This is a genomic window from Paenibacillus sp. LC231 (assembly GCF_001860525.1).
Lineage (GTDB): Bacteria > Bacillota > Bacilli > Paenibacillales > Paenibacillaceae > Paenibacillus_AQ.
In genome coordinates, this window is record NZ_JFOM01000058.1 from 206,259 (window position 1) to 231,551 (window position 25,293).

Annotated in this window: 27 protein-coding genes and 1 pseudogene; 4 read left to right on the forward strand and 24 right to left on the reverse strand. The window is 40.5% G+C overall.

Features of this window, described 5'->3' with window-relative positions; translation table 11 throughout:
• Positions 1 to 59: 59 nt before the first annotated feature.
• The 20 genes and pseudogenes from AK95_RS34395 to AK95_RS32900 all read right to left on the reverse strand — a co-directional run bounded on the left by AK95_RS34395 (position 60) and on the right by AK95_RS32900 (position 16,084).
• Positions 60 to 488: a hypothetical protein gene (locus AK95_RS34395; protein WP_162487685.1), complete on the reverse strand. Its 429-nt coding sequence runs from the start codon at positions 486 to 488 to the stop codon at positions 60 to 62.
• 562 nt (positions 489 to 1,050) lie between these two features.
• The gene (locus AK95_RS32810) at positions 1,051 to 1,479 is read right to left on the reverse strand and encodes a hypothetical protein (RefSeq protein WP_071224288.1); all 429 of its coding nucleotides are present in this window, start codon (positions 1,477 to 1,479) and stop codon (positions 1,051 to 1,053) included.
• A gap of 239 nt (positions 1,480 to 1,718) precedes the next feature.
• Positions 1,719 to 2,876, reverse strand: a complete 1,158-nt coding sequence (locus AK95_RS34400; protein WP_201259462.1) for a PD-(D/E)XK nuclease domain-containing protein — start codon at positions 2,874 to 2,876, stop codon at positions 1,719 to 1,721.
• A 190-nt stretch (positions 2,877 to 3,066) separates the two neighbouring features.
• Positions 3,067 to 3,574 (reverse strand): annotated as a pseudogene (locus tag AK95_RS32820) (DUF3267 domain-containing protein).
• A 238-nt stretch (positions 3,575 to 3,812) separates the two neighbouring features.
• Positions 3,813 to 4,616: a sugar phosphate isomerase/epimerase family protein gene (locus AK95_RS32825; RefSeq protein ID WP_071224289.1), complete on the reverse strand. Its 804-nt coding sequence runs from the start codon at positions 4,614 to 4,616 to the stop codon at positions 3,813 to 3,815.
• 192 nt (positions 4,617 to 4,808) lie between these two features.
• Complete coding sequence (locus AK95_RS32830) at positions 4,809 to 5,588, reverse strand: DUF5677 domain-containing protein (protein WP_071224290.1); 780 nt, start codon at positions 5,586 to 5,588, stop codon at positions 4,809 to 4,811.
• A gap of 384 nt (positions 5,589 to 5,972) precedes the next feature.
• Positions 5,973 to 6,446: a contact-dependent growth inhibition system immunity protein gene (locus AK95_RS32835; protein ID WP_071224291.1), complete on the reverse strand. Its 474-nt coding sequence runs from the start codon at positions 6,444 to 6,446 to the stop codon at positions 5,973 to 5,975.
• Between the two features lie 227 nt (positions 6,447 to 6,673).
• On the reverse strand, positions 6,674 to 7,171 hold the full coding sequence (locus AK95_RS32840; protein WP_162487686.1) for a hypothetical protein: 498 nt from the start codon (positions 7,169 to 7,171) through the stop codon (positions 6,674 to 6,676).
• 246 nt (positions 7,172 to 7,417) lie between these two features.
• The gene (locus AK95_RS32845; protein ID WP_071224293.1) at positions 7,418 to 7,735 is read right to left on the reverse strand and encodes a hypothetical protein; all 318 of its coding nucleotides are present in this window, start codon (positions 7,733 to 7,735) and stop codon (positions 7,418 to 7,420) included.
• Between the two features lie 198 nt (positions 7,736 to 7,933).
• On the reverse strand, positions 7,934 to 8,335 hold the full coding sequence (locus tag AK95_RS32850) for a VOC family protein (RefSeq protein ID WP_071224294.1): 402 nt from the start codon (positions 8,333 to 8,335) through the stop codon (positions 7,934 to 7,936).
• A gap of 309 nt (positions 8,336 to 8,644) precedes the next feature.
• Positions 8,645 to 9,271 (reverse strand): Type 1 glutamine amidotransferase-like domain-containing protein, encoded by a 627-nt coding sequence (locus tag AK95_RS32855; RefSeq protein WP_071224295.1) that lies wholly within the window; start codon positions 9,269 to 9,271, stop codon positions 8,645 to 8,647.
• Between the two features lie 180 nt (positions 9,272 to 9,451).
• On the reverse strand, positions 9,452 to 10,117 hold the full coding sequence (locus AK95_RS32860) for a hypothetical protein (protein ID WP_071224296.1): 666 nt from the start codon (positions 10,115 to 10,117) through the stop codon (positions 9,452 to 9,454).
• Positions 10,118 to 10,262: 145 nt separating this feature from the next.
• Positions 10,263 to 10,970 (reverse strand): hypothetical protein, encoded by a 708-nt coding sequence (locus AK95_RS32865; RefSeq protein WP_071224297.1) that lies wholly within the window; start codon positions 10,968 to 10,970, stop codon positions 10,263 to 10,265.
• A gap of 191 nt (positions 10,971 to 11,161) precedes the next feature.
• Positions 11,162 to 11,785 (reverse strand): DUF4145 domain-containing protein, encoded by a 624-nt coding sequence (locus tag AK95_RS32870; RefSeq protein WP_071224298.1) that lies wholly within the window; start codon positions 11,783 to 11,785, stop codon positions 11,162 to 11,164.
• Positions 11,786 to 11,989: 204 nt separating this feature from the next.
• Positions 11,990 to 12,472, reverse strand: coding sequence for a DUF1643 domain-containing protein (locus tag AK95_RS32875; protein WP_071224299.1), 483 nt, complete (start codon positions 12,470 to 12,472; stop codon positions 11,990 to 11,992).
• Between the two features lie 234 nt (positions 12,473 to 12,706).
• Positions 12,707 to 13,102: a hypothetical protein gene (locus AK95_RS32880; RefSeq protein WP_071224300.1), complete on the reverse strand. Its 396-nt coding sequence runs from the start codon at positions 13,100 to 13,102 to the stop codon at positions 12,707 to 12,709.
• Between the two features lie 459 nt (positions 13,103 to 13,561).
• Positions 13,562 to 14,194, reverse strand: a complete 633-nt coding sequence (locus AK95_RS32885) for a hypothetical protein (protein WP_071224301.1) — start codon at positions 14,192 to 14,194, stop codon at positions 13,562 to 13,564.
• A gap of 291 nt (positions 14,195 to 14,485) precedes the next feature.
• Complete coding sequence (locus AK95_RS32890; RefSeq protein ID WP_071224302.1) at positions 14,486 to 14,950, reverse strand: hypothetical protein; 465 nt, start codon at positions 14,948 to 14,950, stop codon at positions 14,486 to 14,488.
• Between the two features lie 229 nt (positions 14,951 to 15,179).
• Complete coding sequence (locus tag AK95_RS32895; RefSeq protein ID WP_275528144.1) at positions 15,180 to 15,500, reverse strand: tyrosine-type recombinase/integrase; 321 nt, start codon at positions 15,498 to 15,500, stop codon at positions 15,180 to 15,182.
• Between the two features lie 14 nt (positions 15,501 to 15,514).
• Positions 15,515 to 16,084 (reverse strand): phage integrase N-terminal SAM-like domain-containing protein, encoded by a 570-nt coding sequence (locus AK95_RS32900; protein WP_071224303.1) that lies wholly within the window; start codon positions 16,082 to 16,084, stop codon positions 15,515 to 15,517.
• Between the two features lie 503 nt (positions 16,085 to 16,587).
• Here AK95_RS32900 and AK95_RS32905 point away from each other — a divergent pair.
• Both AK95_RS32905 and mraY read left to right on the forward strand, forming a co-directional pair.
• The gene (locus AK95_RS32905; RefSeq protein WP_071224304.1) at positions 16,588 to 17,172 is read left to right on the forward strand and encodes a TetR/AcrR family transcriptional regulator; all 585 of its coding nucleotides are present in this window, start codon (positions 16,588 to 16,590) and stop codon (positions 17,170 to 17,172) included.
• Positions 17,173 to 17,316: 144 nt separating this feature from the next.
• Entirely contained in the window at positions 17,317 to 18,267 is a 951-nt protein-coding gene (mraY, locus tag AK95_RS32910; protein WP_201259464.1) for a phospho-N-acetylmuramoyl-pentapeptide-transferase, read from the forward strand.
• Positions 18,268 to 18,362: 95 nt separating this feature from the next.
• Here the strand turns inward: mraY and AK95_RS32915 are convergent, their stop codons facing one another.
• Together AK95_RS32915 and AK95_RS32920 are read right to left on the reverse strand one after the other, a co-directional pair.
• Positions 18,363 to 19,295 carry an aminoglycoside phosphotransferase family protein gene (locus tag AK95_RS32915; RefSeq protein ID WP_071224306.1) on the reverse strand — a complete coding sequence of 311 codons (933 nt, stop codon included), beginning with the start codon at positions 19,293 to 19,295 and terminating at the stop codon, positions 18,363 to 18,365.
• Between the two features lie 216 nt (positions 19,296 to 19,511).
• Positions 19,512 to 19,826, reverse strand: a complete 315-nt coding sequence (locus AK95_RS32920; protein WP_071224307.1) for a DUF1904 family protein — start codon at positions 19,824 to 19,826, stop codon at positions 19,512 to 19,514.
• 237 nt (positions 19,827 to 20,063) lie between these two features.
• Between AK95_RS32920 and AK95_RS32925 the strand changes: the two genes are divergently transcribed.
• A complete protein-coding gene (locus AK95_RS32925) occupies positions 20,064 to 20,975 on the forward strand; it encodes an aminoglycoside phosphotransferase family protein (protein ID WP_071224308.1) in 912 nt (303 codons plus the stop codon).
• A gap of 109 nt (positions 20,976 to 21,084) precedes the next feature.
• Here AK95_RS32925 and AK95_RS32930 read toward each other — a convergent pair whose 3' ends face one another.
• On the reverse strand, positions 21,085 to 21,486 hold the full coding sequence (locus AK95_RS32930) for a hypothetical protein (protein WP_071224309.1): 402 nt from the start codon (positions 21,484 to 21,486) through the stop codon (positions 21,085 to 21,087).
• A gap of 229 nt (positions 21,487 to 21,715) precedes the next feature.
• Here AK95_RS32930 and AK95_RS32935 point away from each other — a divergent pair, with 229 nt between their 5' ends.
• The gene (locus AK95_RS32935; protein WP_071224310.1) at positions 21,716 to 22,936 is read left to right on the forward strand and encodes an RNA polymerase sigma factor; all 1,221 of its coding nucleotides are present in this window, start codon (positions 21,716 to 21,718) and stop codon (positions 22,934 to 22,936) included.
• A 198-nt stretch (positions 22,937 to 23,134) separates the two neighbouring features.
• On the opposite strand, the gene nasC is transcribed toward AK95_RS32935, so the two are convergent.
• Entirely contained in the window at positions 23,135 to 25,261 is a 2,127-nt protein-coding gene (gene nasC / locus AK95_RS32940; RefSeq protein WP_071224311.1) for an assimilatory nitrate reductase catalytic subunit NasC, read from the reverse strand.
• Positions 25,262 to 25,293: the final 32 nt, after the last annotated feature.

Below are 25,293 nucleotides of genomic sequence, written 5' to 3' on the forward strand. Positions count from 1 at the left end.
ATCAGCCGGCCGAAGCGTGAATGCATTGTTATCAGATGGGGATGTCTTCATTGAAATTGCTAAGAAGATTCTAAATTTACAGAAAAAACACCATTCAAGCCTTTTAGTTTTCTACCCTCCAACCAAAGCATGAAATTTTCAGTTGATATCAGTGATTTAATAAATAACAAGAATTCTTTATCTAATAAGCTCTTGTATTTTCTAAGTCCCAAATAAGTATCTAAAACTGATGCCAAATTGATAACGCTTACCTCTAATGCAATTACTATCAAATGATACATTTCCAAATGAAATCCCTCTGATACTCCACCAGAATAGTTATTCAATCCTAAGGGATATGAATGGACACTATTAGATAATAAATTATAAATACCTGATTCAAATTCTTTAGTGAACAAAGTTCGAGATTTTGATACTCTATCAAGTAAATAAGCTTTCTCGCCTTTTAGAATTTTGTTCTTGAGTTTTTCATCTAAATTGTTAAACAAAGAGTTTTATTCTAGAATTTCTTGTGCATATGTACTAGTGATTGAATTTACTTGTATATTGTCATCGTGATATGTAAATCCAAATTTACGCAATATTTTCTCTCTACCCATACTGTCATGCATAAACATAGTATGTAAACGTAACTCGAATTCCTCCTCGGTAATTCCTCTTTCGCATAAGTAGTTGTATACTTTTGTGGCTTCGAAAATATTTCTAGCTATACTAGCTAATGAACTAGCGTCAAGCAATTTAATGCTCTCATTATCAGTAGGCCATAGTTTGTAAAAACTGTGGGCATGCAAGGATATTTTTTCATATATTTTTGGGGTTTAAATCTTTTATTCTTTCACTTGGTTTTAACATTATTGCATCCCTTTCAGGTAACGTTCTTGTATTCACGAACCCGAGAACCTTAAGGCTGCGGAGGAGCCGAAAGCGATGCGGTTAGGTTCACAGGGTTGTCCGCCTGAATCTACTTCTTCGAAATGCCTCTGGCGAACCGAGGGACGAATGGACCAAAGCGTGAATACTATGTTAGATGATGAGATTGCCTTCTTAGCCTTATTTTCTAAGTTTAAGGTTGTTTAATTTTTTTGTGATTTTCTCTTCTAATGCGATCTCAACTAATCCTAGTAGCATATTTTTAATAAGTAATTTAAAAGATACATTAATAAAGAATAAAAGAGCTCCAAACAAAGGAACACAGTACAAGAGGAAAAAAGGAAGCCACGTGAATTTATCACTGTCTACTGCCGACTTCATTAAAATAGTAGCCACTGAAAAAATAAATGAAAATATAATTCCTATGTATTGATTATTTTTATATAGTTCAATTGCAGCTTGGTAATTCACTTTTGTTATTCTAAGTTTTTCCTCACTAAAACTTCTGTAATGGTTTAATAATTCCTTATCATATGCCAGATCTGAGTTTTTATTGCGTTCGTTTTTTATAACTTTCTTTGTTATGTATCTTGAAATAATTTTTATCATGTATGCTTATCCTTTCTTAAATTATTTGCAACTATTTCATTTAACGTTGTTGTATTCACGAACCCGAGAGGCATAAGGCCCGCTAGGGCCGGGTGGCTCCGCCACTTAGACTCACAGGGTTGGCTGCTAATTCCGCTTCTTAGAAATGCCTCTTGCAGACCAAGGGCCGTCAGGACCGCCGCGTGAATACGTTGTTATGTGAGGGTTCTGTCTTCATCGAATTGCCAACATAATATATTTTATTTAGGCTCTATTATAGTTAATACCTTCATCTGTTCTGTACTTAGTAAATTTAAATCATCTTCTATTCCTTTGGGGTTACCAATTATCCCTTCTGGATCGTAAACAAAACAAATTAACATCTTGCAATCTGGATGCTGTCTGTACTTCGCCACATCGATAATAAGTTGTTCCCCTAGCTCCTTATCTGACATACTACTTCTTGTTTTCTTTATTTCCAAAACAATTTGTTCTTTCTTAAGTAGGAAATCAGATCTAGTAGAGCCTCCAGCATAGCTTGGATTCCACTCTTCACGACGAATATCATCAAAATAAATTCTTAATAAAGCTTGTAATAAATCTTGTACATCATACTCATCCTTAATTTTGATGGTTTCTCTATCAGCATGTCTACTTCTTAATTGACGAGAGATATAATGAAATCTTCGAAAAAGAGTGGTTACGTTGGAAATTGCATCAGCTAAATTAGAATTATCTGTTAGCAAGTTATAGCTCTTTAATTCGACTTGTCTCAGTAGCTTCAATGCCTTTGATGTAAACTCCTCCACACTAGTAATCTTTGATATTAAAGAAACTAACATAGCATCATATGCAATATGGGGTGGTGTTTTAATCCCTTGCATCATAGCAAAGCTATCCCTACTCATTATTTGTTTGGGAGCTCTATAAGATATGATTTCTTGCTGGGATGCACCCCATTCATGTTCAGCTAATTGTGTTACTATATTCCATTCACTCTCAAGATTCTTATTATCCTGTATGATTACCATGTCCGCTGTTATTTCATTGTTTATTGTTTTGGCTTCCTTGACTAATGCACTCACATCTGATTCAACTTTGGATAAATCCAAATTAGGCTCTCGATATAAAACATACTTCTCAATATCTTTATAGCTTTTTTCCTTCCAATATGGAGGTATCCCATTGATAGCGCCCCATTCAGAATCAAAATTATGTTGCCATGTTGGTGGCTTTTTAAAGCCCTCATAATAGAGATTTGCATGAAACCCAATCCATGATCCACTTGATGATTCATCCAATTCACTAACTATATCCCTGATTTTGTTTAAATACTCATTATAGGCAAATACAAAACTGTTAAGTTCCTTAATTTCATTCAGTTTAGTTCTTAATTTGTTTAAGATATCATTATGCATCTTAAGATAACCTCCAAATTGTTTACAGAACTTTCACATAACGTTCCTGTATTCACGACCCAGCGCATGCTAGGTGTCCGGCGAATGCCGGAGCCAGGGCGAATGCCTGCAGCGTGAATATTATGTTATCGGATGTCAGCCACTTCTTCGAATTACTATTAAAGTTCTTTAAATCCACCTTATTTCTATTTCACTTCCTAGGTTTCAAAGCAATCAGAATAGAATTAATAATATCGGAAACTGATATTACAAGATTTATCCAGCATACAAATAAGATAATGCTTTTTCCGTTTCCAGTTAAGTAATAAGATATTATAGCAGGCACAACCGATAGAACTATGTATGGCAAACTCATAAAGACCCAAAATCTCAATTTGGATAGGACTGCGTTTGTGTTGAGCCAAAAAAATATACCACTGAACGTTAGGCTAATTATCGCCCTTTTTATTTATTACTACAATGTGAAGGCATTCATGGATAATAAATACAACCAATCCGATTAAGATCAGTATGAAGGAATTGATATGACCGAACACCCCCACCAAGAAATAAGGCATTAGCAACAAAAGAAGTGCTTGAAGTATATAAACAAACTTCATATAGTGCTTACGGAACCAATAATGTTTTATAAAAGGGCTCCAATCTGATAAGTCTTTGTTCACTTGCGGTAAGTGTCGAAACCATAGAATCAAACCAATTCACTCCTTATATTGATCTCTTCAATTCAATATTGAATAAAAGTATTTGTATTCGGTTTCTTAAAAATTCCTTCGCTGATTTCTTATAACGTTCTTGTATCTGCGAACCCGAGAGGCTTAAGGGAGCGTCAGCGACCGGGTCCCACGGACTTAGCCTCGCAGGGTTGTCTGCTGAGTCACTTCTTCGAAATGCCTCTTGCAGACCAAGGGCCGAATGGGCCGCGGCGTAGATACTATGTTATACGTAGTTACTGCTCTGCTTTGAAAGGCTGCTGAATTCCAACTTTATTAGTTCTAACTTTTTTGCTTGTTTAAATGCTCTTACTAAAAATTCTTCAACAGACAGGTTAAGATAATCCCAGTTCATCGCTTCAATAGAGGTGGGTCCTGAATAATCAACCTCTACTATTTTTCGCATAATTACAGCCCAGTCAAGCGTGCCATCAAAAGGCAATCCATGTTGAGCGTAGCTTCCGTTATTATCATGCAGGTGCGTAGCTTTTAATCGTTCACCGTACACGGACAAAAAATCATATTCTGGATAATATCGATAGTGGTGACTTACATCGTAACAAAAACCGACTTGCGGCGAATCCACTTCGTTCAATACGTGTGTCAAGTTTGTTAAATTCCATAAGTTCTCTAAAGCAAGGCTAACTCCTCGCTGTTCCGCTCTGTCCACAATGTGTTTAAATCTATCCATAGCAAAAGGGTTATGTATATGTTTTTCATCCGGAAGATGTATGACTATTGTTGGTATTTCTAGATTCGAACAGTCTTCAATACATTCCAAGTAGCAATTGACCAAAGCTTCACCCGCCAAATTAGCTAACCAAAGATCATTTTGATATTCGATAGGGGCATGAATGTTTTCAATCGTTAGCCCCGTTTCTTGTGCAAGTCGTGCTCCGCTTCGATATTCTCCACGACCAAAGCCTTCACTCCACCACAGCATCACACCATCAAAACCTGCTTTCTTGATCAAGCGATATCGTTCTTCAATAGGCAGTTCATATCCGAACCAATCATAGATACTAATCATATTAAACGCTCCTTTTCTCTTAGGGTATGACTTCATGTTCTTTAAGTTTACCTGATAAAGCAAAAGTGCTGATTTTCGCTTTGAGTAATTACGTATAACGTTCCTGTATTCACGACCCGACGCATGTCGGGTGTCCGGCGAATGCCGGGCCAAGGACGAATGTCCGCAGCGTGAATATTATGTTAGTCGAAGTTATTCTGCTTCTTCGCGCATACTTTCAATTTCTTCTTGAATTAATCTTTGACACTCATTCCACTGTTCTAGTAATCTATCTGTACTCAAACCCATGTTTTTCAAAGAAATGTATAAAACCATCCTTGAGAGTTCACATGATTTAGACAAGATATCGGTTGCTGAAAAGCTTAAGGGTCCTACAGCTACCGATAATTCATCATTGTCGTCAAACATAAAACCTTTAGATGCAGCTATATTAGAGTGAACATAACTTGAATCAAGTTTGTAAACTGCTTCATACCAAAAATCCATACTTACGTCTTTTGCCATATCTGCAATAGAAACTTCAGACCACTGAGCTTTATTCTTATAGTTGCTTTTGTTCGCTTCATAATTCTCTTTAATTTTATTACGACGTTGTTCATCTATTTTAGAATTGGTGTAGTATTTCTCAATCGTTTCAAGTAACCTATGTTCTGCTATGTGTCTATATTCAATAAATCTGTCTAATCTTTTTTCCGGTTCCTTGGATATGTATGCAATAACAATTGCGATTTCGACCATTGTTCTGAGAATAATGCTTGCATCCTCATTGAATCCCGAAACTACTAATAGACGAAATGAAAGCATTGATTTGTGGAACTTCGCCAGAAAGTAAAGTGATGTATGTGATAACAAGTTATTGGGCACTTCTCCACCTAATAAATACTTATCTAGCTCTAAAACCATTAATTTGTGAGCTTCTAATGATTTTGAATGACGTACCTCCATATCATTTACTACTTCTTTGATATACATATGTCATACTCCTTAAGAATAATTTCGACTAACGTTCAGGCATTCACGAATTCTCACCGACTTAAGTGACCGAAGAGAACGGCCGCGACGCGGTTAGTCGGTGCAGGGTTGTCCGCATGAACCCACTCCTCGAATTCCTCCGGCGGACCAAGGGGCGCGACAGTGACCCGCAGCGTGAATGCGGCGTTAGGTGTTGTTACCGGTCTCCATTGAATAATCTATCATTATTTAAGACCACCACATGACCTTGTGGTATCCAATTAATTTAGAACTAATTTCGCTTACGTCATTTATTGTGTAATTACGAAAGTAAACATTTTCTTGCTGATAAAGCTGATAATGTACCATCTTTAAGTATTTCATCTTTATATTTGAATAACGCTACTACATATCTTGCGCTATTATGACTCCCACTAACGACCAAGTCATCTCTGGTAACATTATACATCTCTTTAATAGGACGAATTGCATCTTAACTTCTGTACGAGAACAGAAGGGTTCAATTCTTGTGGGTGTCCAATTACTGTTATTGCTAGAGTGATGATTAGCGTAAGCAAATTCTCTATGTTCTTCCCAATATCCCTGCCCTACCTTGAGTACCGAACAAAATAAATCCCCCATGTACAAATCTCCTGTTCTCAATGGGTTCTCCACTAATTTCTCTAAAGCTAGAGGTAAAAGAAGATCTAGACTCATTTGTTGCCCGATCAAAAGCCTTAAATCTTCTTTATTCAATTCACAGAGAGGTTTTTTTCTTAATTCATTTGCTCGGAAAACTAATCGAGAAGAAAAATTCGGTTCATCACACCTTTCGTCTTCTAGCTCTTCAAGGGTTTTGGTTAGATCCACTTGCTGCATAGCTTCACCCTCTTAAATAAGTGATTTCCGGTATTTCACATACGTTCTTATATTCACGAAACGACCCAGCCTTAGATAACTCTTATCTTAGGCTGGGTCGTTTGTTGTCTGAGTCCCCTTCCTTGATTATACATCTGACAACCAAGGGGCGATAGCCTCGATGCTTGAATACTTTGTTATGAGATGTTCGGTCTTCTTCGACTATGCTTATTGTTTTATTACTATTCTTAACTTTCTTCGTTGAGAAAATCCTTATAAGCTTCTTGATGTAGTAAATCCATATTCCGACGTTCCTCTATTATTAAATCAATAATACTCAATAATTGATTCAAACTTTTTGAGCTTCTCGAATAACTTTTGAACATCAATAGCATCCGTATCAATATATATCCCATAAGTAAAATTAATATTGGTGAGAACAATCCAGTGAGCTTATATAAACCTAATAGTTCTTTTACAATAGTAAAAGCAAATGTGAAAACTGCTAACATAATCGTGAGCATACTAGTGAATAAAGAATTTTGTTTATAATCTTCTACCAGAGAGTTAACTTCAGTTCGAATTATCTGCAAATCGGCTACGTTATAAGCAGTAAAATGTCCTTTTAATTTATTTAGCTTTACTATATTACTACATATGTTGTTGGATTCTTTCAGTTTTAAATTATCAATTAATTCTAAATATTTATCTGCTTGCAACTTTTCTTTTCTTAAAAACTTCATCATTTTCATTCCTTTAGTTTAGTATTCACTATGCCATAATTACCTGAGAAGTCATAACGATGACTAATCGATACGTTTTATTCTTAGCAATTCACACCGAATTTCTCATAACGTTAAACGTATTCACGACGTCCGACGGAGTCGGATGTGTCCGGTCGAATTCTGCCTCTCTGAACCCCCTCAGCCGGACCGAGGGCGTAAGCCCGATGCATGAATATTATGTTAGATGATGTTGCTGGCTCCTTCGAATCACTCGGGATAATTTTTTGATGCTTCTATCAGTCTATTCTCTTCGTCGAAAGCTTTTAATACTCTGTCTATATCACTAAATTCATAGCTTCTAACTACAATAAGCTGTTGCATATGAAGACCAGGTGGATCTATATTGGGTCTGGATAAGTTATTTAGTAATCGTTCTGGTGTATATAAAATACTCCATCTTTTTGAACCATCTGTGAAATGCATAGTGATCTCTATCCAATTCCATTCTTTTGGATTATCAGTTCCAATCTCATCATCGAAATGCCAGTTTAAAAGTCTTGGTCTTGAATTTGAATCTTTTACCATGGTCTTACCTCTCTTTGTAATCAAGCAATTTCAGCTAACGTTCCTGTATCCACGACCCAGCGTATGCTGGGTGTCCGGCGAATGCCGGACCAAGGTCGTATGCCCGCAGCGTGAATATTATGTTAGCAAATGTCCCCGACTTCCTCGGTATGCTCACGAATCAGCTCTTCTATTAAAATTCTGGTTTGACCCATTCTTTCATTCTATTTCTTTAGATCCAATGATCGTCTTTATACGTTCTTGTTCTTCACTCTTATTCAAGTACTCAAAAAATCCAAGACGATTTCCCCAAGGATCTGAAAAGGTTCCCCATTTGACTGGAACTTCTGGTCTTGAGTATATTTCAAAATCATCTATTTTTAATAATTTAACGAGTATATCTCTTTGAACCTCAATATTTGTTGTTCCCAAACGTAATGGTCCATTACCTTCAGTAGGTGTTCCTTCAGCTACCTGTAACCAGCACCCAGGAATTAGTTCCCACTCTGCAAATCCCTCATGTGGTATAAAGTCAGGTTTTCTATTTAAGAGTGTTTCATACCACTTTTGTCCTTGTTCGATATTAGATACCCGAACTTGAATAGTCATTTCAAAGATCATTTTAATTCCCTCCAAAATTATAGAATATCATTTCTCATAATCCTAGATAATTCAATTAATGTAAGTGCTGCTTTTCATATGTTCTTTTACTCTCGGGGATTTCTGCTAACGTTGTTGTATTCACGAACCCGAGAGGCTTAAAGGAGCGTTAGCGACTGGGTCGAAGACTTAGCCTCGCAGGAGTTGTCTGCCGGATACCACTTCCTCGAAATCCCTCTGGCAGACCAAGGGGCGTAGCCACGCAACGTGAATACGGTGTTAGCAGATTTCAGGGGCTTCTTCGAGCTACTTTCAATGAATTTACGACTTTCAATGTGCTTGGTTCATTAAGATTGAGATATATTCTTCATCTTTAAGCCTTGTCACTTTACAGTTCTCATTGGATTCAAAATCCACTATTCTCTCTTCAATTGTTTTATTAGTACTATCTTTAAATACGTCCTCTCTATCATAGTGAGGAAAAATAAGCTTGTCGGTTACACCTAACGCCTTAAAATCCGTTAAATCCATTGTATTCATCTGTGGAGTAAAGAAATCGACAATGTTAATATTCGGTCCCAGTAATAACGCTCCAGCACTTACTCCAACTATAATTACATTCTGTGCGGCCAGTGTTTTAATAATTTCATCAGCACTACTTTTCTTGGCGTAATACAATAATGTAAATGGATTTCCACCATTGATATATATAACATCTCTATATATAAGAATTTGCGGGTCATCAAATTCTATATCTACAAAATTAATATGCTGAAACCCCATGTCCTTGAAATCTTGCATTGCCTTTTGTGCATATCTATTATTTTGTTTCATAGGGGATGCAGTTGTAATAATAGAGACCTTTAATTGAGAAATATCTCTATCAATAAAATCCAGAAATTGATTTTTAATTTCTTCAGTATAAAAACCACAAGAGGTTAGTAACAAGCTACTCATTGGAATCCCCGTCCTTAAATAGTTTATCTAATCTTTATAATTTAATTAAGCATTCCCCTGATTTCTGCTAACGTTCTGTATTCTCGACGTCCGACGAAGTCGGATGTGTCTGCTGAAATGCCTCTTCGAAACCCTTCCCGCAGACCAAGTCTCCAAAGGAGCCGCAGCTAGAATACTATGTTAGGTGATGTCTGTGTATTCCTCGAAAAATCTTTCAACTAAACTCCCGTATTCCTCTCTAACTTTTGAATAACAATTATCAACCATCCTATACATGAAATCAAAAGGTATATATGTAGTAAACCATCCTTCGTTTCCTTCTTCTATATTCCAGGTATACGAGAGAAAAGGCTCTGAAAGTTCACTTCCTGCTTCTATTAGGTTATTATAACCATGCACTGCCGAGTTTCTTAAACTATAAATCAAGTTAAACAATGTAATCTTCTGAAAATATTCTTTGTGTTCTGAATCAACATTTTCCAAACTGATAAACGATGATATCGGAAGCTCTACTCCATTCTTAACTCTTTCGAGTTTTCTCTCTATCTTGTCATAATATTTTTGGTATTCATCCTTACTTATTCTACCTTTTGAGAAATCATTAATGAATTTGTCAACTTGAATATATTTTAATGTGTCTTGAAAATGTGAACAGTGTAGCAAAAAGTATCTAATGTTTGATCCATTGAATCTTGCATTGTTTGAAGAGTGTGGCTTTTCCACGAAATTACTTAAGAAATCAAGATAAACAAATATTAGTATACAGGCTTCATCATAATGTTTTGATCCAATTTCGATTATGTTTTTAAGTTTTTCATCAAAGGTGTCAAAATAGCTATATGTCATTAATAATCTTCCCCTCCTTACAAAGATTCAACTAACGTTCCTATATTCACGACGTCCGAGGCATGTCGGATGTGTACGGCTGCTTCTGCTTCCTCGAAATTCTTCTGTCGGACCGAGGGCGTATGCCCGATGCGTGAATATTATGTTAGGTGATGGACTCTGAGTCACTCTCAAAACTTCTATTCTCAATAAATCTTAAAAATTCAATACCGAATGCCGTTATTTTAAGAATAGTATAGGGTCTAGTGCTTAATCTATTTATACTGTCATCAAGAAGTAGACTCTTAGATACCAAGTCTTGGACATAAAACATATACTGTGCTTTTTCTAGCTTGTAGTATTCGTTGTCTCTAAAATTTGAAACTTCTACAGTGTGATTGGCATCAAGAATCCCTCTATCTAACAATTTATCCTCGTTTTTAATTTGGCCATACTCAGCTTTTCTATGGGTATTCAATATTTCAATTTGCTTTTCATTAATTTTTGATGCTATATCTAAGAAGGTTTCTGTATAGTCAGTTTCATATGGACTAGTCATTTGATTCACTAATACTTTCTTCAACCTATGTAATTTTTCTTCCGATCTATTTTGAGAAATCCTAAATATTATCGATTCAAACAAATCACTAAATTGCTCACTTTTGATGTAATCAAAATCAAATTGATTTTGATTCATTTCTTTTGAAATATAAATTTTCAGTTCCTCAATAAAGCGATTAACCCGCTCTTGTTTAAGTCGTCCACGGTTCTCAAAAAAAATCTCATTAAGCAAAGTTCCTACATAAGGAATCGCTCCAATAGCACCTTTAGTTAAAGAAATTCCTGTTGATTTCACAATGTCTGTTGTATCCACTTTATTCTCCTGCTTTCTTTATAGATTTCGTCTTTCACCTAACGTTCTTGCATTCACGAACTCCCGTAGGGAGTTGTCCGCAGCACAAACTTCTTTGAGATCCCTTCTGCGGACCGAGGGTGTCAGCCCGAGCGCGAATTCATTGTTATATGTAGTAAGGTCTTCTTCGAATTACTTTCGATCTCTCTGCTTTATCCATCTAACTTATCACCTGGTAAGCGGCCATAAATCTCGTCAATTTCACGCGGTTCTGTAATCATTTTTTGTGTTATGAAGTTCACAAGTTTAAACAAAGTAGTAACTGTTTTGAAATCATCCCTAAGATCAATTGTTCCAGGATGAACAGCATCATTTCCTATAACTCTTACAACATCTAAGGCTTCTTGTACTTTAGGGGGCAAGCCTTTAGCAACTAATTCTTTAATGTCGTTATTTATATTCTTTCCCGGCTGGCCCAAGTGAGCGCAAAGCTTTTGGATTGCTAATCGAAGGAGGGCGGCCGCCCCTCTTGTTGATAGATTAGCAATTTCACGTGCTTCTTCATAATCCCTTTTAATATCATCTGGCATATCTTGATTTGGAGGTTCGTACATTGAATTTATTGGATACACAATTTTTTCGCCATGCCAAATAGTAGGGAAATTACAATTTTCGCAGCTAGATATCATAAATGCTTGATTTTGGTATAGTAATCCATATCCACTTTTTTGTTCAGCGCCACTCATAAAATACCAAGATTGCCTTGAGAATACTGAACAATTGGGACAGTTAAAAGCTCCTGAACTTAGACTTGGAGAGATAATATTAGATTTCACGATTTTCCTTCCTTCCACATATTTACTTAAGGGTGAATGTTTTGTGCTTGCGCTTATTACATATAACGTTTCCCGTATTCACGACGTCCGACGTAGTCGGATGTGTCCGGCTGCTACTACCTCCCCGATATTCCTCTGCCGGACCGAGGGCATATGCCCGATGCGTGAATATTATGTTATACGACGGAAGTTGCTGCTGAATAATCATTCAAAATTAATCAATTCATTTATGTCGTGTCCAAGTCTTGAAGGATGTCTAGGTTGTCCAGACTTAGCCTTTTTTAAGCAAAATAGACCAATTCTTTCACTTCTCAATAATTCCATTACTTGTTTGTCTCTTTTGTTAAAGAAGTGTTTTTCGCCCCATGCTATGACCACTCTATCGGCTCTTAATGCTGCTTCTACAATGTACTTGTCAGTTTCAGGACCTACAGGGTCTATTAATGATTCTTTTAATCTTTTTGGATTAGTTGATATCAAACTATAGAGATTGACTACCTCAAGTGACCCATATTTAAATTTGTTTGCAAAATATAAACATTGTCTTGAAGTCTGATCCTCTAATACTTCATTTGCAGTACTGGGGTTTAACATTATGTATAATAGCTTTGGTAGCGTGAGATCCCATTTTCTAGTCAATAAGTATCTATACTTTTTTTCTGAATCAAATACAGCGCCTTGCTTCATTGAATTCACCTTCTTTTGGTTGTTCTGTCGTATAACGTTCCCGTATTCACGACGTCCCACCGACTAAAGCCACGAAGTGGCGGCCGCGATGCGGTTAGTCGGCGAGGATGTGTCCGGCTTGTTCGCTTCCCTGCAACTGAAATGCCTCACGGAATCCACTTCTAACTTCGTGCCGGACCGAGGCAGCTTGTCTGCCGAAGGGTGAATATATTTGTTATACGAAGTCCTTGTCTTCTAGAACTGCCACCAAATCTGCTCTTCACCTTCATTTCTTTGCCCTTTATATATTATTTCTCCATCTTTTTCTGACTTTATATCAAAATTAATTTGATAGCTTTTTCTAAACAGGTTGAGATCTGTAATTCCCCTTTCTATTTCATCGTAGAAATCAAAGACTAATTCTTTTGCTTGTTCATTTGTTAATCTATCTTCTACCATAATTCTAAAATTGATTATACCGTCACTTGAACTCGAACTCGTTGCAGTAGTAGTAACTAGCTCTTTACTATTCATGGTCTTCTCCGCTTTAACTAATGAATCTACCAATTGGTTAAAATCAATTTCATTATTATTGTTACAGCCAGCTGTAATAAGAGAAAATAGAATTATTAATACTATTAAATATTTCATTTAATCTCCTTCTCTTAATGATTTTACAAGGATTTCGGATAACGTTCTTGTGTTTACGACGTCCCACCGACTTGGCCGCGATGCGGTAGTCGGTGCGGGTGTGTCCCGGCTACTACTTCCTCGACTTATCTCCCAGGACCGAGGCGGCTTGTCTGCCGATGCGTGAACACTTTGTTATGAGATGTCAGCACCTTCCTTGAGTTACTTACTAATTCATTGCTTTACTAATAATTTCGGATGTCCTCTAAGCAATTATCACAAAGAGTTGCATCACCTTCTTTAGAAAAACAAAGATTAGCACCGCATCGCATACACTCATCTATATCTTCATAATCCCACCCATCAGCGCAGTTGAAACAAATTTATCCTTCATCTGTTCTAACCAAAGTTTCATAATCGCAACCAGGGCAATAATAAATTGGCCATTCTCCACCTTGGGTAACTATCTCATATTTACTTTCAAAACCTCAGACACATACTCATTGGCAATTTCCTCTGGATCGTCATTCTTGTATCACAAAATAAGCATTGAAATCCATCTGAACGATCTGCAGCGTCTTGCAAACAGCGAGGGCATGTTACAACGAGTTTTATCTTGGCTATTTTACTTCCAATTGCCTTCCAGCGTTGACTTACAAATGCATCAAATTTTAATACTTCTTCCCTAATGACTACCATTTCATCATAATCAACTTCATCTTCAAGTTCATCATTTACAAAATCAATCAAAAAGTTTAAAGCATCAGCAACTGTAGCTTTCAGGGCTTCTGAGCTATCCACAATCCCAAAGTGCTCAAATCTGTTTCTTTTATCTCTAAGGCTATTCAAGTTTTTTCCCATCTGTTGATTAATACCCACTTCGCAGATATTAATCAATCTATCTATACAATCATCAAAGTTTGCACTTGTGAACTTGCCATTTTTATAATCTTGTAGACTAGCTTTCTCTACTTTGTTAAACAATAGTGTCCAGTGTTCCCTTCTCAAACGTTCTTTTAATATTAATTCAATCCCGGAACTTAAATGCAAGATTGCATATTTCAGATCTGTCGGTTTGATAGGCTCTTCTAAATACTCAATCGCCGAAACCACAAAGTTTAAGCCATTATCAATCTTCTAAATACTCAATCGCCGAAACCACAAAGTTTAAGCCATTATCAAATAACTCAAATTCAACATCATTATGTACCTCTTTCTGATTCATGTTATACCCTCCATTGTACAAGGTGAAAAATACTCTTGTTTTAAGCTTTGCTCTGATTTCAGTTAACGTTCCTGTATTCACGACCCAGCGCATGCTGGGTGTCCGGCGACTGCCGGACCGAGGACGTATGTCCGTGCGTGAATATTATGTTAAGTGATGTTGCTTCTTCCTCGACTACTCTAATAGAATTTACTAAAATCATTCACAAGGTACTTATCATATCTTTCTTTGGAATATTCAATTCTTTCCTTAGAGATTTTGTCCGTTTTTGAACCATTAAACTTAATTGATCGCTTACCAATGTTCTTCCCAGACTTATTTAAGACTGCTTCCTCGATGAACTCTTTTGAAGACATTATCCATGTTTTTTTCAATCTCTCTGAATAGAATACGAAATAATAGTTATTTCTATCTTTATGAGTTATAGCTGCAAATAAGGCAGCATCTCCTGGTTTAACATCTAGAGATCTAGCTTTAATTTGTATTTCAATATAACTGCCATCTGCCTTTTTTATTATTGCATCAATTGCATTGTCATCAACTAAAGGGACATAGACATCTATACCTTCTTTAAGCATTAAGCCTATCAAATAATATTCAATTCGTTTGCCGAACCCAGCAGAATGCCTAAATGGTATACTCATTTTGGAATCCTCCATTTATATAGCTTCCAAGCAATTTCACTTAACGTCTTTTTCACGAACTTCGCAAAAACATCATCTCTTGAAGTGTTTACGACTTCGTGAACCCACCTTCAACAATCAAGTTTACGATTCCTCTTCCAAATTGATCTAACGGACTTTTAATCCTTCTTATGTCCTTCACACTCACATGTGTGTAACTTTCGGTGGTGCGCACACTTTGATGACCGAGCTACTCTTGAATGAAGCGAATGTCAATTCCACCTTCCAAAAGATGTGTAGCGAATGAATGGCGTAAGGCGTGAATGCTAACCTTTTTCTGGATCCCAGAGGCAGTACGCGCTTGTTCGAACACTTTTTGAACCGTTCGTTCAGTTATATGTCGCTCTGGGTGTTGACCTGGGAACATCCATTTCTCGGGCTTTTCTTGTTGTAAATACGGTTGAACAATATACATAGCTGTATCGGATAATAGGGTAAGACGATCCTTTCGACCTTTGCCTTGAGAAACTCGAAGCGTTTTTCGCTCGAAATCAATGTCTTGAGTTTTCAACTGGACCACTTCCCCTACCCGTAATTTTCTTTCTTAGGGCGAACATAAGAGACTGTTTCCTCAAGCAATAATACTTTTTGAGCATAGAATTTGATCGCGCTGAGCGCTTGATTAACATAGGAATGGGAACATTTCCTATGAAGTAAGTGTAAGGAATAACTCTGAATCATTTTCTCGTGACCCATCCCATTATTTTGCTGCTGTACAAAAGCATGAAATCGATGGACTTGACTACAATAAGCTTTGATCGTTTTTTTACTATAACCTCGAAGCTGCAGTGCATGAACGAAAGAGCTTTTTAACGACTCATTCCATGAATAGATTGGAATGTGATCCTGCATGTTAACTTCATTGTTATACAAGCTGCACTCTTTCATCAACATGCTATCAACATGAATCTTCGTTCCTTCAAAAAGTGTATGCAACTGTTGAATCGATTCGATTGTAAATGGAATCATCCAGACCTTTTTATCACGGACCCATTTCCTTCCTGGAATTTCTCGAATCTTCATCACCATTTGTTCATCATACTTAAAACGAACATATAATGAACCTTCATCATTCCGAGACACCCATATACTCACGTTCCCACCCTCTCATTATAGCAGCAACCTAATTATTGGAAAGCAAAAAGAGCTCACAATCGCCGTCATCGACGTTGTAAGCTCCCGATACTTTCGGTGCTGTTCATCCTTTATGATCTAACCGCATTCAATTCAATATTATTACGTTTAGGGGATTAAAATTGTTGTAGTCATTATATAGATTAAACCATAATCAAGGTAACAATAGCTACCTCATATCTCACCTTACTTCAAGCACGAAAATGCAGTACAAGCGAAATCTTAGTACTACACTTCGCGTGGAACATGATAACGAGTAGCGTAGCGAATCGGTCTTGATGTTTCACGCCGTCTTCGAATAACTTACATCTTAAGATATATCACTGCGTTTAATGGCGATTCTTCATCAAGATTAGAGTACACGTGGATGTTACTGCAGCTCCTACCCAGATTCAGCACATGATAGTATTTTGTATAATAGAGAGATACATATTGTGGTAGTGCGAAGGGGTGGACCTATCGTCATGAAACCGGAGTTAGATCCGAGAGAAATCAGAACCCTGCGAAAAATAAAAAATGCTCTCCTTCACATGATGGCTTCCCGAATCGATCCCATAACCATTACGGATCTATGTGCCGAGGCACAAGTGACACGGCCTACCTTTTACAAGCATTTTAGTAGTGTAGCCGAGTTAATGGAGGTTATGTCCAAGGAGACGATGGAAGATTTGAAACGCCGCATCGTGATCGAGAAGAAAATATCCCTTCAAGAGGTTGATTATGATGAACTGCCCTCCAATATGGTCGCTTTATTCAACCATGTGCTGGACAATCGGCAGTTTTACGAAGCCTTCATGTTAATCCATCCGGACACGCCATTCACGCGTTATTTCAAAGCCACGCTCTACCATTTTGTAAAGGTTGGGCTTGAAGCATCCATTGAGACGGGCGCTGAGATCAGTGTGCCGTCCGACGTGGTGATCAACTTTATGACAGGTGCATTTCACGAGACTATCTTGTGGTGGATGTTGAAGGGGTACCCATACACTCCACGGGAAATGACAGCCATGGTATTACGATTATCCATTAACGGACCTTATCAATTCTAGAATATTAAAAAAGAGTAGCGTCTCTCCGTCGAGAATAGGGTACGTTACTCTTTTTGCTAACTTCGTAAATCAGAAGGAATATTTGTCCATTTCATCGAAATACAATGTACTAACACGAAATCGATAGAAAGAGATGTGTATAAGATGAATGGAATTCTGGGCGTATCCGGACTATCGTTCTTGTTGGTGACACTGTTCACCCCTCTACTTATCTGGGGATTACGTACGTTAAAGCTTACGCAGCCAATCCGGAGTGAGCTGCCTCCCGATCATCAGGCCAAACGCGGGACGCCGTTAATGGCAGGTCTTATATTGCTGATTGGCGTTGCCATTTCACTGCAATTTCAACCTACGCCGCTAACCGTTTTTTTATGCTCAACCTTCCTCTTGTTCAGCTCGATCGGGTTTATGGATGACTTCAAAAAAGCTGCGTGGCAGGACCCGTCCGGAATCTCCGGTCGCATGAAGCTTGTATTTCAGTTCCTGTTTACCGGCGCATTACTGTATGTGCTGTTCCATTCCTTTTCACTAACAAGTGATATCCGACTCTTCAACGGGTTCCAGCTCCATCTGCCGGTAAGCGTGTACGTCATCATCATGCTGTTATTCATTGTGGGTTCGGCGAATGCCATTAACTTTACCGACGGATTGGACGGACTATTAATCAACGTAGCCATTCCTACCTATTTTTTCTTCTTCTTAATCTCCGACAATCCGGAAGTGCAAATGTTCTCGCTGGTCATGGTCGGCTGCCTGCTCGGCTTGCTGCTCTACAATATTCATCCAGCCCGGGCTTTCATGGGCGATACGGGATCTCTCGCCATTGGCGGCTCCCTATCATTCTTAGCGGTCATCGAGAAGGTCGAAATTCTGATTCCGCTTCTGTTCATCATCTATTTGGCTGAGCAGCTCTCGGTCATCCTGCAGGTATGGTACTATAAACGCACCAAGCTGCGTCTGTTCCGAATGGCACCGATTCATTTCCACTTCAGTCTTAAATACGGCTGGAGCGAGAACAAAATCGTGATGATTTTCGGTTTTGTCTCCTGGTTTATGGCTTTGCTCTGTTGGTTGCTTGCCAAATACGTAATGTGAAACATTGGAATAAAATAATCAAGGAAAAGCCTCCTGGTAGATGTCCGGAACACTACTGGTTGGCTTTTTTACATGTTGAGACCCTGGCTTTGGACTTACGGCATAATTCCCTCCAGCTCTTTTCTCAGACTGTTGAGCGTTGATGTTCGTTCTTCGTCATTCTGTTCGTCGTAGAGCAGCTGCTCCATGAATTCCCAGACATCCTCCAGCTTGCGTCTCCCTTGATAAAATGTCAGCGCCTCGATGTTCACCTCATAATGACTGTGGGTATTCGCATAAATTCTCATGAATTCTGAAAAATAGGGCTCATCCACAAACGACATCATATCGGCTTCGACCGGTGCCAGCTTCAGTCCCTCCCAATCAATCAGCTTCAACTGACCCGTAGACATCAGGTTCCATCCATGTACGTCGGTATGGCATAATGCCATTCGCAGATCACGATTCTTCAGCGCTTCGGACAGCTCTTCAATTTTAAGCATTAATTTCTTCATGCTATCGATATGATGAAGCAGCACTTTCCCGAGGTGATCCGGCAACTCCCCGTCCAGCGTGCTCCTTAGCTGCTCAAGAAACGGCACCGTAAAGCTTTCTTTCATCGCACTTGTCACCAGAGGAACCTCTTCCCCATAACGATGGAGCTCTGCGATCATCTCTGCCAATTGTCTCACTTGATCCTTCGTCAGCTTGGTATCGGCGATTGTATCCCCAACGATATATTCATACAACAGATAAATTCCTTCGTCATCCTCGCATTGATAGCAGCCGTCTTTTGTGAGAATCGGAACTGGAATCTTCCCCTTTAAACGACTATGCTCCTCAAGCCACAACAGTACAGGCACGTAATCATCAATCAGCGCAGTCCACTTGGGGGTAGATGCACGGCTTTTCTCATATACCTTCAGGAAATAGGCATGTCTCTCACTCTGCACTTTATAAGCCAGCGCTGCCCAACCACCCTTTTGGGGTACAACATGGGTACGATCCAATCCGTAATATTCCTTCAAAATGCCTTGTAATTGTTCCACAGTACCTCCTATCTATGCCTCATATCTTTCGGGGTTCTCCCCTCTAACTTATCATAGCGGTGCCATGATATGATTTAAAGACCTCCATTCATATCACCTGTGCTTATTTGTTTTTTCGATCACCCTCTTCTTTCTGTAAGAGCTGGCCTTGGTGCATCTCATATAAAAAAACAAGGATGCATCATCTGCATCCCTGTCTCGCCTGCAACGTCTTTTTTATTCTAACGGCCTGCCTTCTTTATAATAAAGATTCCGCTTAAGAATCACGAAGAAAATATGTACGTTCCGGTACCCGTGTTCTGACAAGATATCGTGAATGCGGGCTGCAACAGCATCATGAATCTCCTGAGATCTCTGGAACATAAGGATTTCAACGGAAAGCGGCGTATTCGTAATGATCTGATAAGGAAGCAGTTCGATCTTCACAATTTCCTGCGGAATTTGAACAATCCCCGCGAATTCATCAACGACCTGTGGCGTTATTTCTTCAAGAAAGACTTCGGAGAATCCTTTAAAGCGTAAATATGGCACTCTTATCCCTTCATTTCGTCGAATTATTGTGTTATAGATGTCCTCAAGTGACTTTTATCTCTCTTCTACTATACAATATTGTTATTGTGAAAGGAATCACTATGATTCAGATGCACACATTCGCAGGTGGATTTCAACTATAGCTATCCTTTCAATTGCCCTGTACGACCGCTTCCGTTAAACTTGATAACATCCGATTCATCATACAAGAAATTCATTATGGAGGTGAAGGTCCTCATGGGACAAAATCTATGGGATGCCGAATGGGAAGTGACCGAGCCGTTAGTCCGGTTATTGCTTACTCGCCAATTCCCCCAATTGTCTACCCTCAAGGTCCAGGAGATTGGCAACGGATGGGACAACACCGTTTATCGCGTTGGCGATGAGTATGTGTTTCGCTTTCCTCGTAGAGAGATAGCCATATCTTTACTAAATACCGAAGCAAAAATCCTGCCCAAGCTTGAACACTACATAACGGTACCTTATGCGAAACCCCTCTTCTTCGGAAAAGAAAGTGAAGATTATCCTGCACCTTTTCTAGGATATACTTATCTTCCCGGTAAATTTCCGATTGGAATTTCGGATGAAGCGCGGATGCAATCAGCGGAAACGCTCGCCCGCTTCCTGAAGCGCCTGCATGCTTTTCCCGTAGAAATAGCGCAGCAAGCAGGTGTATTGTCTGACCAGCGTAATCTGGCCGATATCGCCGGCCGCAAAGACAAAATGCTGAATTCCCTTTCCAATCTTACCCAATATATAACGCAAGAGGAGTTACATGAGATCGAGGACTATTTGCGGGGCATCCATTTGGTTCAGGCGAGGCATCGACATGTTCTAATCCACGGGGATCTCCATTTTAAAAACATGCTGGTCGATGATAATGGCAATCTTTCGGGGATTATTGATTGGGGCGACGTCAACATTGGCCATCCTGCCTGTGACCTGAGTATCGCTTACAGCTACCTGCCGCCGGCCTCCAGAGCGGATTTCTATGATATCTATGGCGAAGTGGATGAAGAAACGAAGATTCTGGCACGAATGATCGCCGTCTATATCCCTATGTTAATATTCATGCAGGCCATTGACGAAAAAGATGAAGCCATTGCATTGGAAGCCAAATCAATTATTCAGCGTGCCATGGCCATATAATGGTTCGATGGTTATGGCGGAATCATATCTCATACAGAAAAGAAGCTTGAAAAAAACCTTCAAGCTTCTTTTTTCTTTGTTTCGTGATTTGCCATACGTTGCAGCAACGTTATATTTTTAACATTCCCATTAACGGCATAATGGTTTTTATTACATTCATGCCCAGTTTAATATGCGGCACGATTTGTCCCAAAAAGCCCAAACCGCCTACAGCCGCAACTCCTTCTCCTTCCTCAGCCCCTTCGGCTGCCGGAGCGCTTGGAGGACCTCCAAACAAGTCGCTTAAAAATCCGGAAATCTGCGCTTTGTCCCCGCTCCGTGCAATCGAAGCCGGCATTTTTTTGTTAGCACGAAGTCCGGATAGCGTCACTTCCCGGCCTTGAATCTGATTCAGTTCTCCGATATAGTAGCTGCCATCCTTCAGAACAACCACGACTGGTTGACCTACCCAATGCTGGGGAGGTCTCGACTTCGAAGCGGCTCTGGACTTCCTGGCGCGTTTCGATGACATACTAGGATCACCTCGCTTCCCTATTCATCATGTAGACATCATATGCAGAGCCGTCTTTCATTCTTGTGCCTTTATAGGAGGATTGATATAAATGCGTCAATAACCTAGATTTACAAGGCTCCATCACTATATAAAAATGAGCAGAAATTTAATTTATTTCCGTCGAATGTGGCTTTTTGCCTCTCTCCGGTGTCTAATGAATTGTAAGGTCAAGAGGAGGTTCTTATCCATGTCAAGAGCTCATGACAATCTCCCTGTTTATCCGGATAACCAGGGAACCGAACGCACATTTGAAGAGGTTTATGATGAATACCGCCTGAGGATTCGCCAATATCTCGCACTGAAAGTGAATCCGATGGCTGCAGATGACTTAACACAACAAGTGTTCTTAAGGGCCATGGAGAACCTCGATAAGTTTAACGGGAATTCCAGTCTGTTCACCTGGATTTTCAAGATCGCCCAGAACACGGTTAAAAATGAATATCGAAGTATATCACGTAAACATGAGATGCCTTATGACTTTACAAGTTATGAATCTCAGTCCATCTCCCTTGATTTTTCCAGATATGTTGATATTCGAATTGATATTAGCGCGGCACTTAAGCGGCTGAGTGAGCTTGATCAGCAGATTATATCGTTGCGATTTTTCGTGGATTGTACGCTGTCGGAAATATCCAGGATCGTGGGCATGCGCGAGAGTGCGGTGAAAAATCGATTGTACCGGTCCTTGGAGAAGCTAAAGAAAGAATTAAAAGAATGGGGTGACATCACCATTATGTCAATTCTGGATTTGATATCCTTTGAAAGCAAAAGTGAAGTTAGTCATCTTCAGAGCAAAGTGCATCAGGACCTGTTTCAAGAACTTAAGAACAATGTAGAACAGATTGCAGCAAAATATAGTCATCAGCCGTCACACAAAATCGTAATTGAAATCTATCCCGATCTGCCAACATTCCATCAAGCCGTTGGTGAATCGGATGCACCTTATTGGTTCATGGGCACGTTCGATAACAACACGTTAAAAATCGTCTCACCCTTGAACCCGGGTCCCGAGCATACGTATCAATCGATCCTCCGGTCCACCCTGCACTTGTACACCATGTGGTTGATCAGCGACATCAACCCCCTCGCCCCCAAATGGATCCGTCAGGGCATCGGTGGGTACGAAGCGCAGCAAATGTCCGAAGATTTCATTCGAAGCACGACTTCGGAAGCCATCAGCAATCGGGCGATTCCAAGTTTCGAGGATCTCAATGATGATTCCTGGGATTTTGGCAAAACGGGATTTCAGTTCTCCTATCTGATCGTTGAGTTCATCATTAAAAGATATGGGTTAGGTCCATTGAATCAACTCATCCGCAACCCGGATGGTTATCATGACATTTTCCATCTTTCCGAAGAAGAGCTTCATGAGCAGTGGTCGAAAGCCCTCCAAGATCAGCTTGTATAAATTAGAAGAAAGGAGTGTCCAAAAAGATCCTTGGATCTGGGGGGATGCTCCTTTTTCTGTTAAGAGACGCACCGTGTACGAATCGTCCTCTCCGCTGCGTTGTGCGAAAACATGCTGTATCTGCCATGGACTTGGAGGAAGACATTCACCGTATCGTCATTCATCCTGTAAATGAAGAGTTAGCTTAAGAGTTCGACATTACTCCTGCCGCAGGGGCCGAATTCGAACAGCGGATGTCTTAAAACCGGGCATTTTACAGAACGGGTCCAGATCCGGCCGGGTCGCGTGATTGACATTCTGCACGCCGCCCCAATGCATAGGCACGAACAGGGTGTCTTCTCGAATCTGGTCTTTGATTCTGGCGCGTACGGAAAAAGATCCATGCTCCGACTGGATCTCTACCCACTCGCCGTCCTGGATTCGGTAACGCTGTGCGGTCATCGGGTGGATCTCCACGAAATTTTCCAGCTCGCGTGCAAGCAAAGAAGGACTTCTCCGGGTCTGTACGCCGGTCAGATAGTGGGACAGAACACGACCATTGGTCAGAATAAGTGGATACGCCTCTGACACGCCTTTCCAAGGATCCCCTTCCATTACAGAGAACACGGCCCTTCCGTCCGGATGGGCAAACGATTGTTGAAACAGAAGACCAACCCCAGCCTCTTCAGGGGAGGGGCACGGCCAATATACTCCCTTCTCCCGGCGCAGTCGGTCATAGGTTATACCGTAGTAGTCTGCAATTCCACCCTTGCTCGCGAGCCTCAGCTCATTAAAAATCTCTTCAGGCTCGTTGAAGCGAAAATAATGCCCCTTCCCCAGCATGTCGGCCATGGAGCACAGAATCATCCAGTCATGACGCGCCTCGCCAGGCGCCTGACGCCCTGCCTCTCGCAGGAGCACGCGTCCCTCCAGGTTCGTCAGTGTCCCTTCATTTTCCATGTAGGAGGTTACCGGCAGAACAAGATCGGCCAATTGGGCCGTTTCGGACATAAACATGTCGGCAACCATCAGAAAATCAAGTTTGTTCAAACCTTCCTCCACAAGCCCGGCGTTCGGATTCGATACGATGGGATTGGAGCCCATCACGAAGAGCGATTTAATCACTCCCTGATGAATCAGCTCCATCATCTCATAGGCAGAGACGCCTTTCCCGGGAAGGCTTGCAGCATCCACACCCCACACGGAGGCAATGTAAGCCCGATCCTTTTCACTCTCGATCGACCTGTAACCCGGCAGCTGATCGGCCTTCTGCCCATGCTCCCTCCCCCCTTGTCCATTCCCCTGACCGGTGATGGCTCCATATCCGCAGCCCTCTCTCCCGATTTTACCTGTAGCCAAGACCAGGTTTAGAAAATGGCGAACCGCAAGATGGCCATCCGTCTGCTGCTCCACCCCTCGCGCAGTCAGCACCATGCCAGTATCCGCCTCGCCATAGGCTAAAGCGGCCTCCCGGATTTGCCCCAGCGCCAATCCGCATATACCCGCAGCCTGCGAGAGATCGAGGCTGTTCAAATAAACGCTCAGCTCGTCGTAACCGTTCGTCCTTGCTTGAATAAAGGTCTCATCGATCAAGCCTTCATCCATGATGATCTTAAGCATCGCATCCGCCAGTATGGTATCCGTTCCCGGTCTGATCGGCAAATGCATATCGGCCATGGCGGCGGTGGCTGTTTTTCGCGGGTCGATGACAATGATCCTGGCCCCATTCTCCTTAGCCCGGTTGAAGTAAGTCAGCAGCGTAGGCTGACATTCCGCTATATTGGTGCCGGCCAGCACGATGCAGCGGGCCAGAGGAATATCAGCCAATCTGAAGGTCAACCCCCGGTCAATCCCGAAGGTTTTGCTCCCTGCAGAAGCTGCGGCAGACATACAGAAGCGGCCGTTATAATCGATATATCGGGTTCCCAGTGCCACCCGGGCAAATTTCCCGAGCAAATATGCCGTTTCATTGGTCAAAGATCCACCGCCGTAAACGGCATTGGCATCAGCGCCATACTGCTCTGATATCCCCTGCATATGTTGACTGGCCACAGCAAATGCTTCATCCCACGAACATGGGATAAGTTCACCATTTGAGCGGATTAATGGATGTGTGAGACGCTGCGAATGGACTGCATGCTGATGCGCATGCATGCCTTTGACGCATACCCTGCCCTCCGATGCGGAGTTCGGAACCCCTTCCACCCTATATTCGGCCCTGCGCTGACCCGGAATGCCGTTCCCACCCTCGGTTACCGTCATCTTGCACTGCACACTGCAGAACGGACATTGCGTCTCGATCACGGCAGCAGCTACTGTCGATTCAGCACGATCCGATTGAAGCATAACGAGACCACCTCTTTCTATTATTCTTCTGC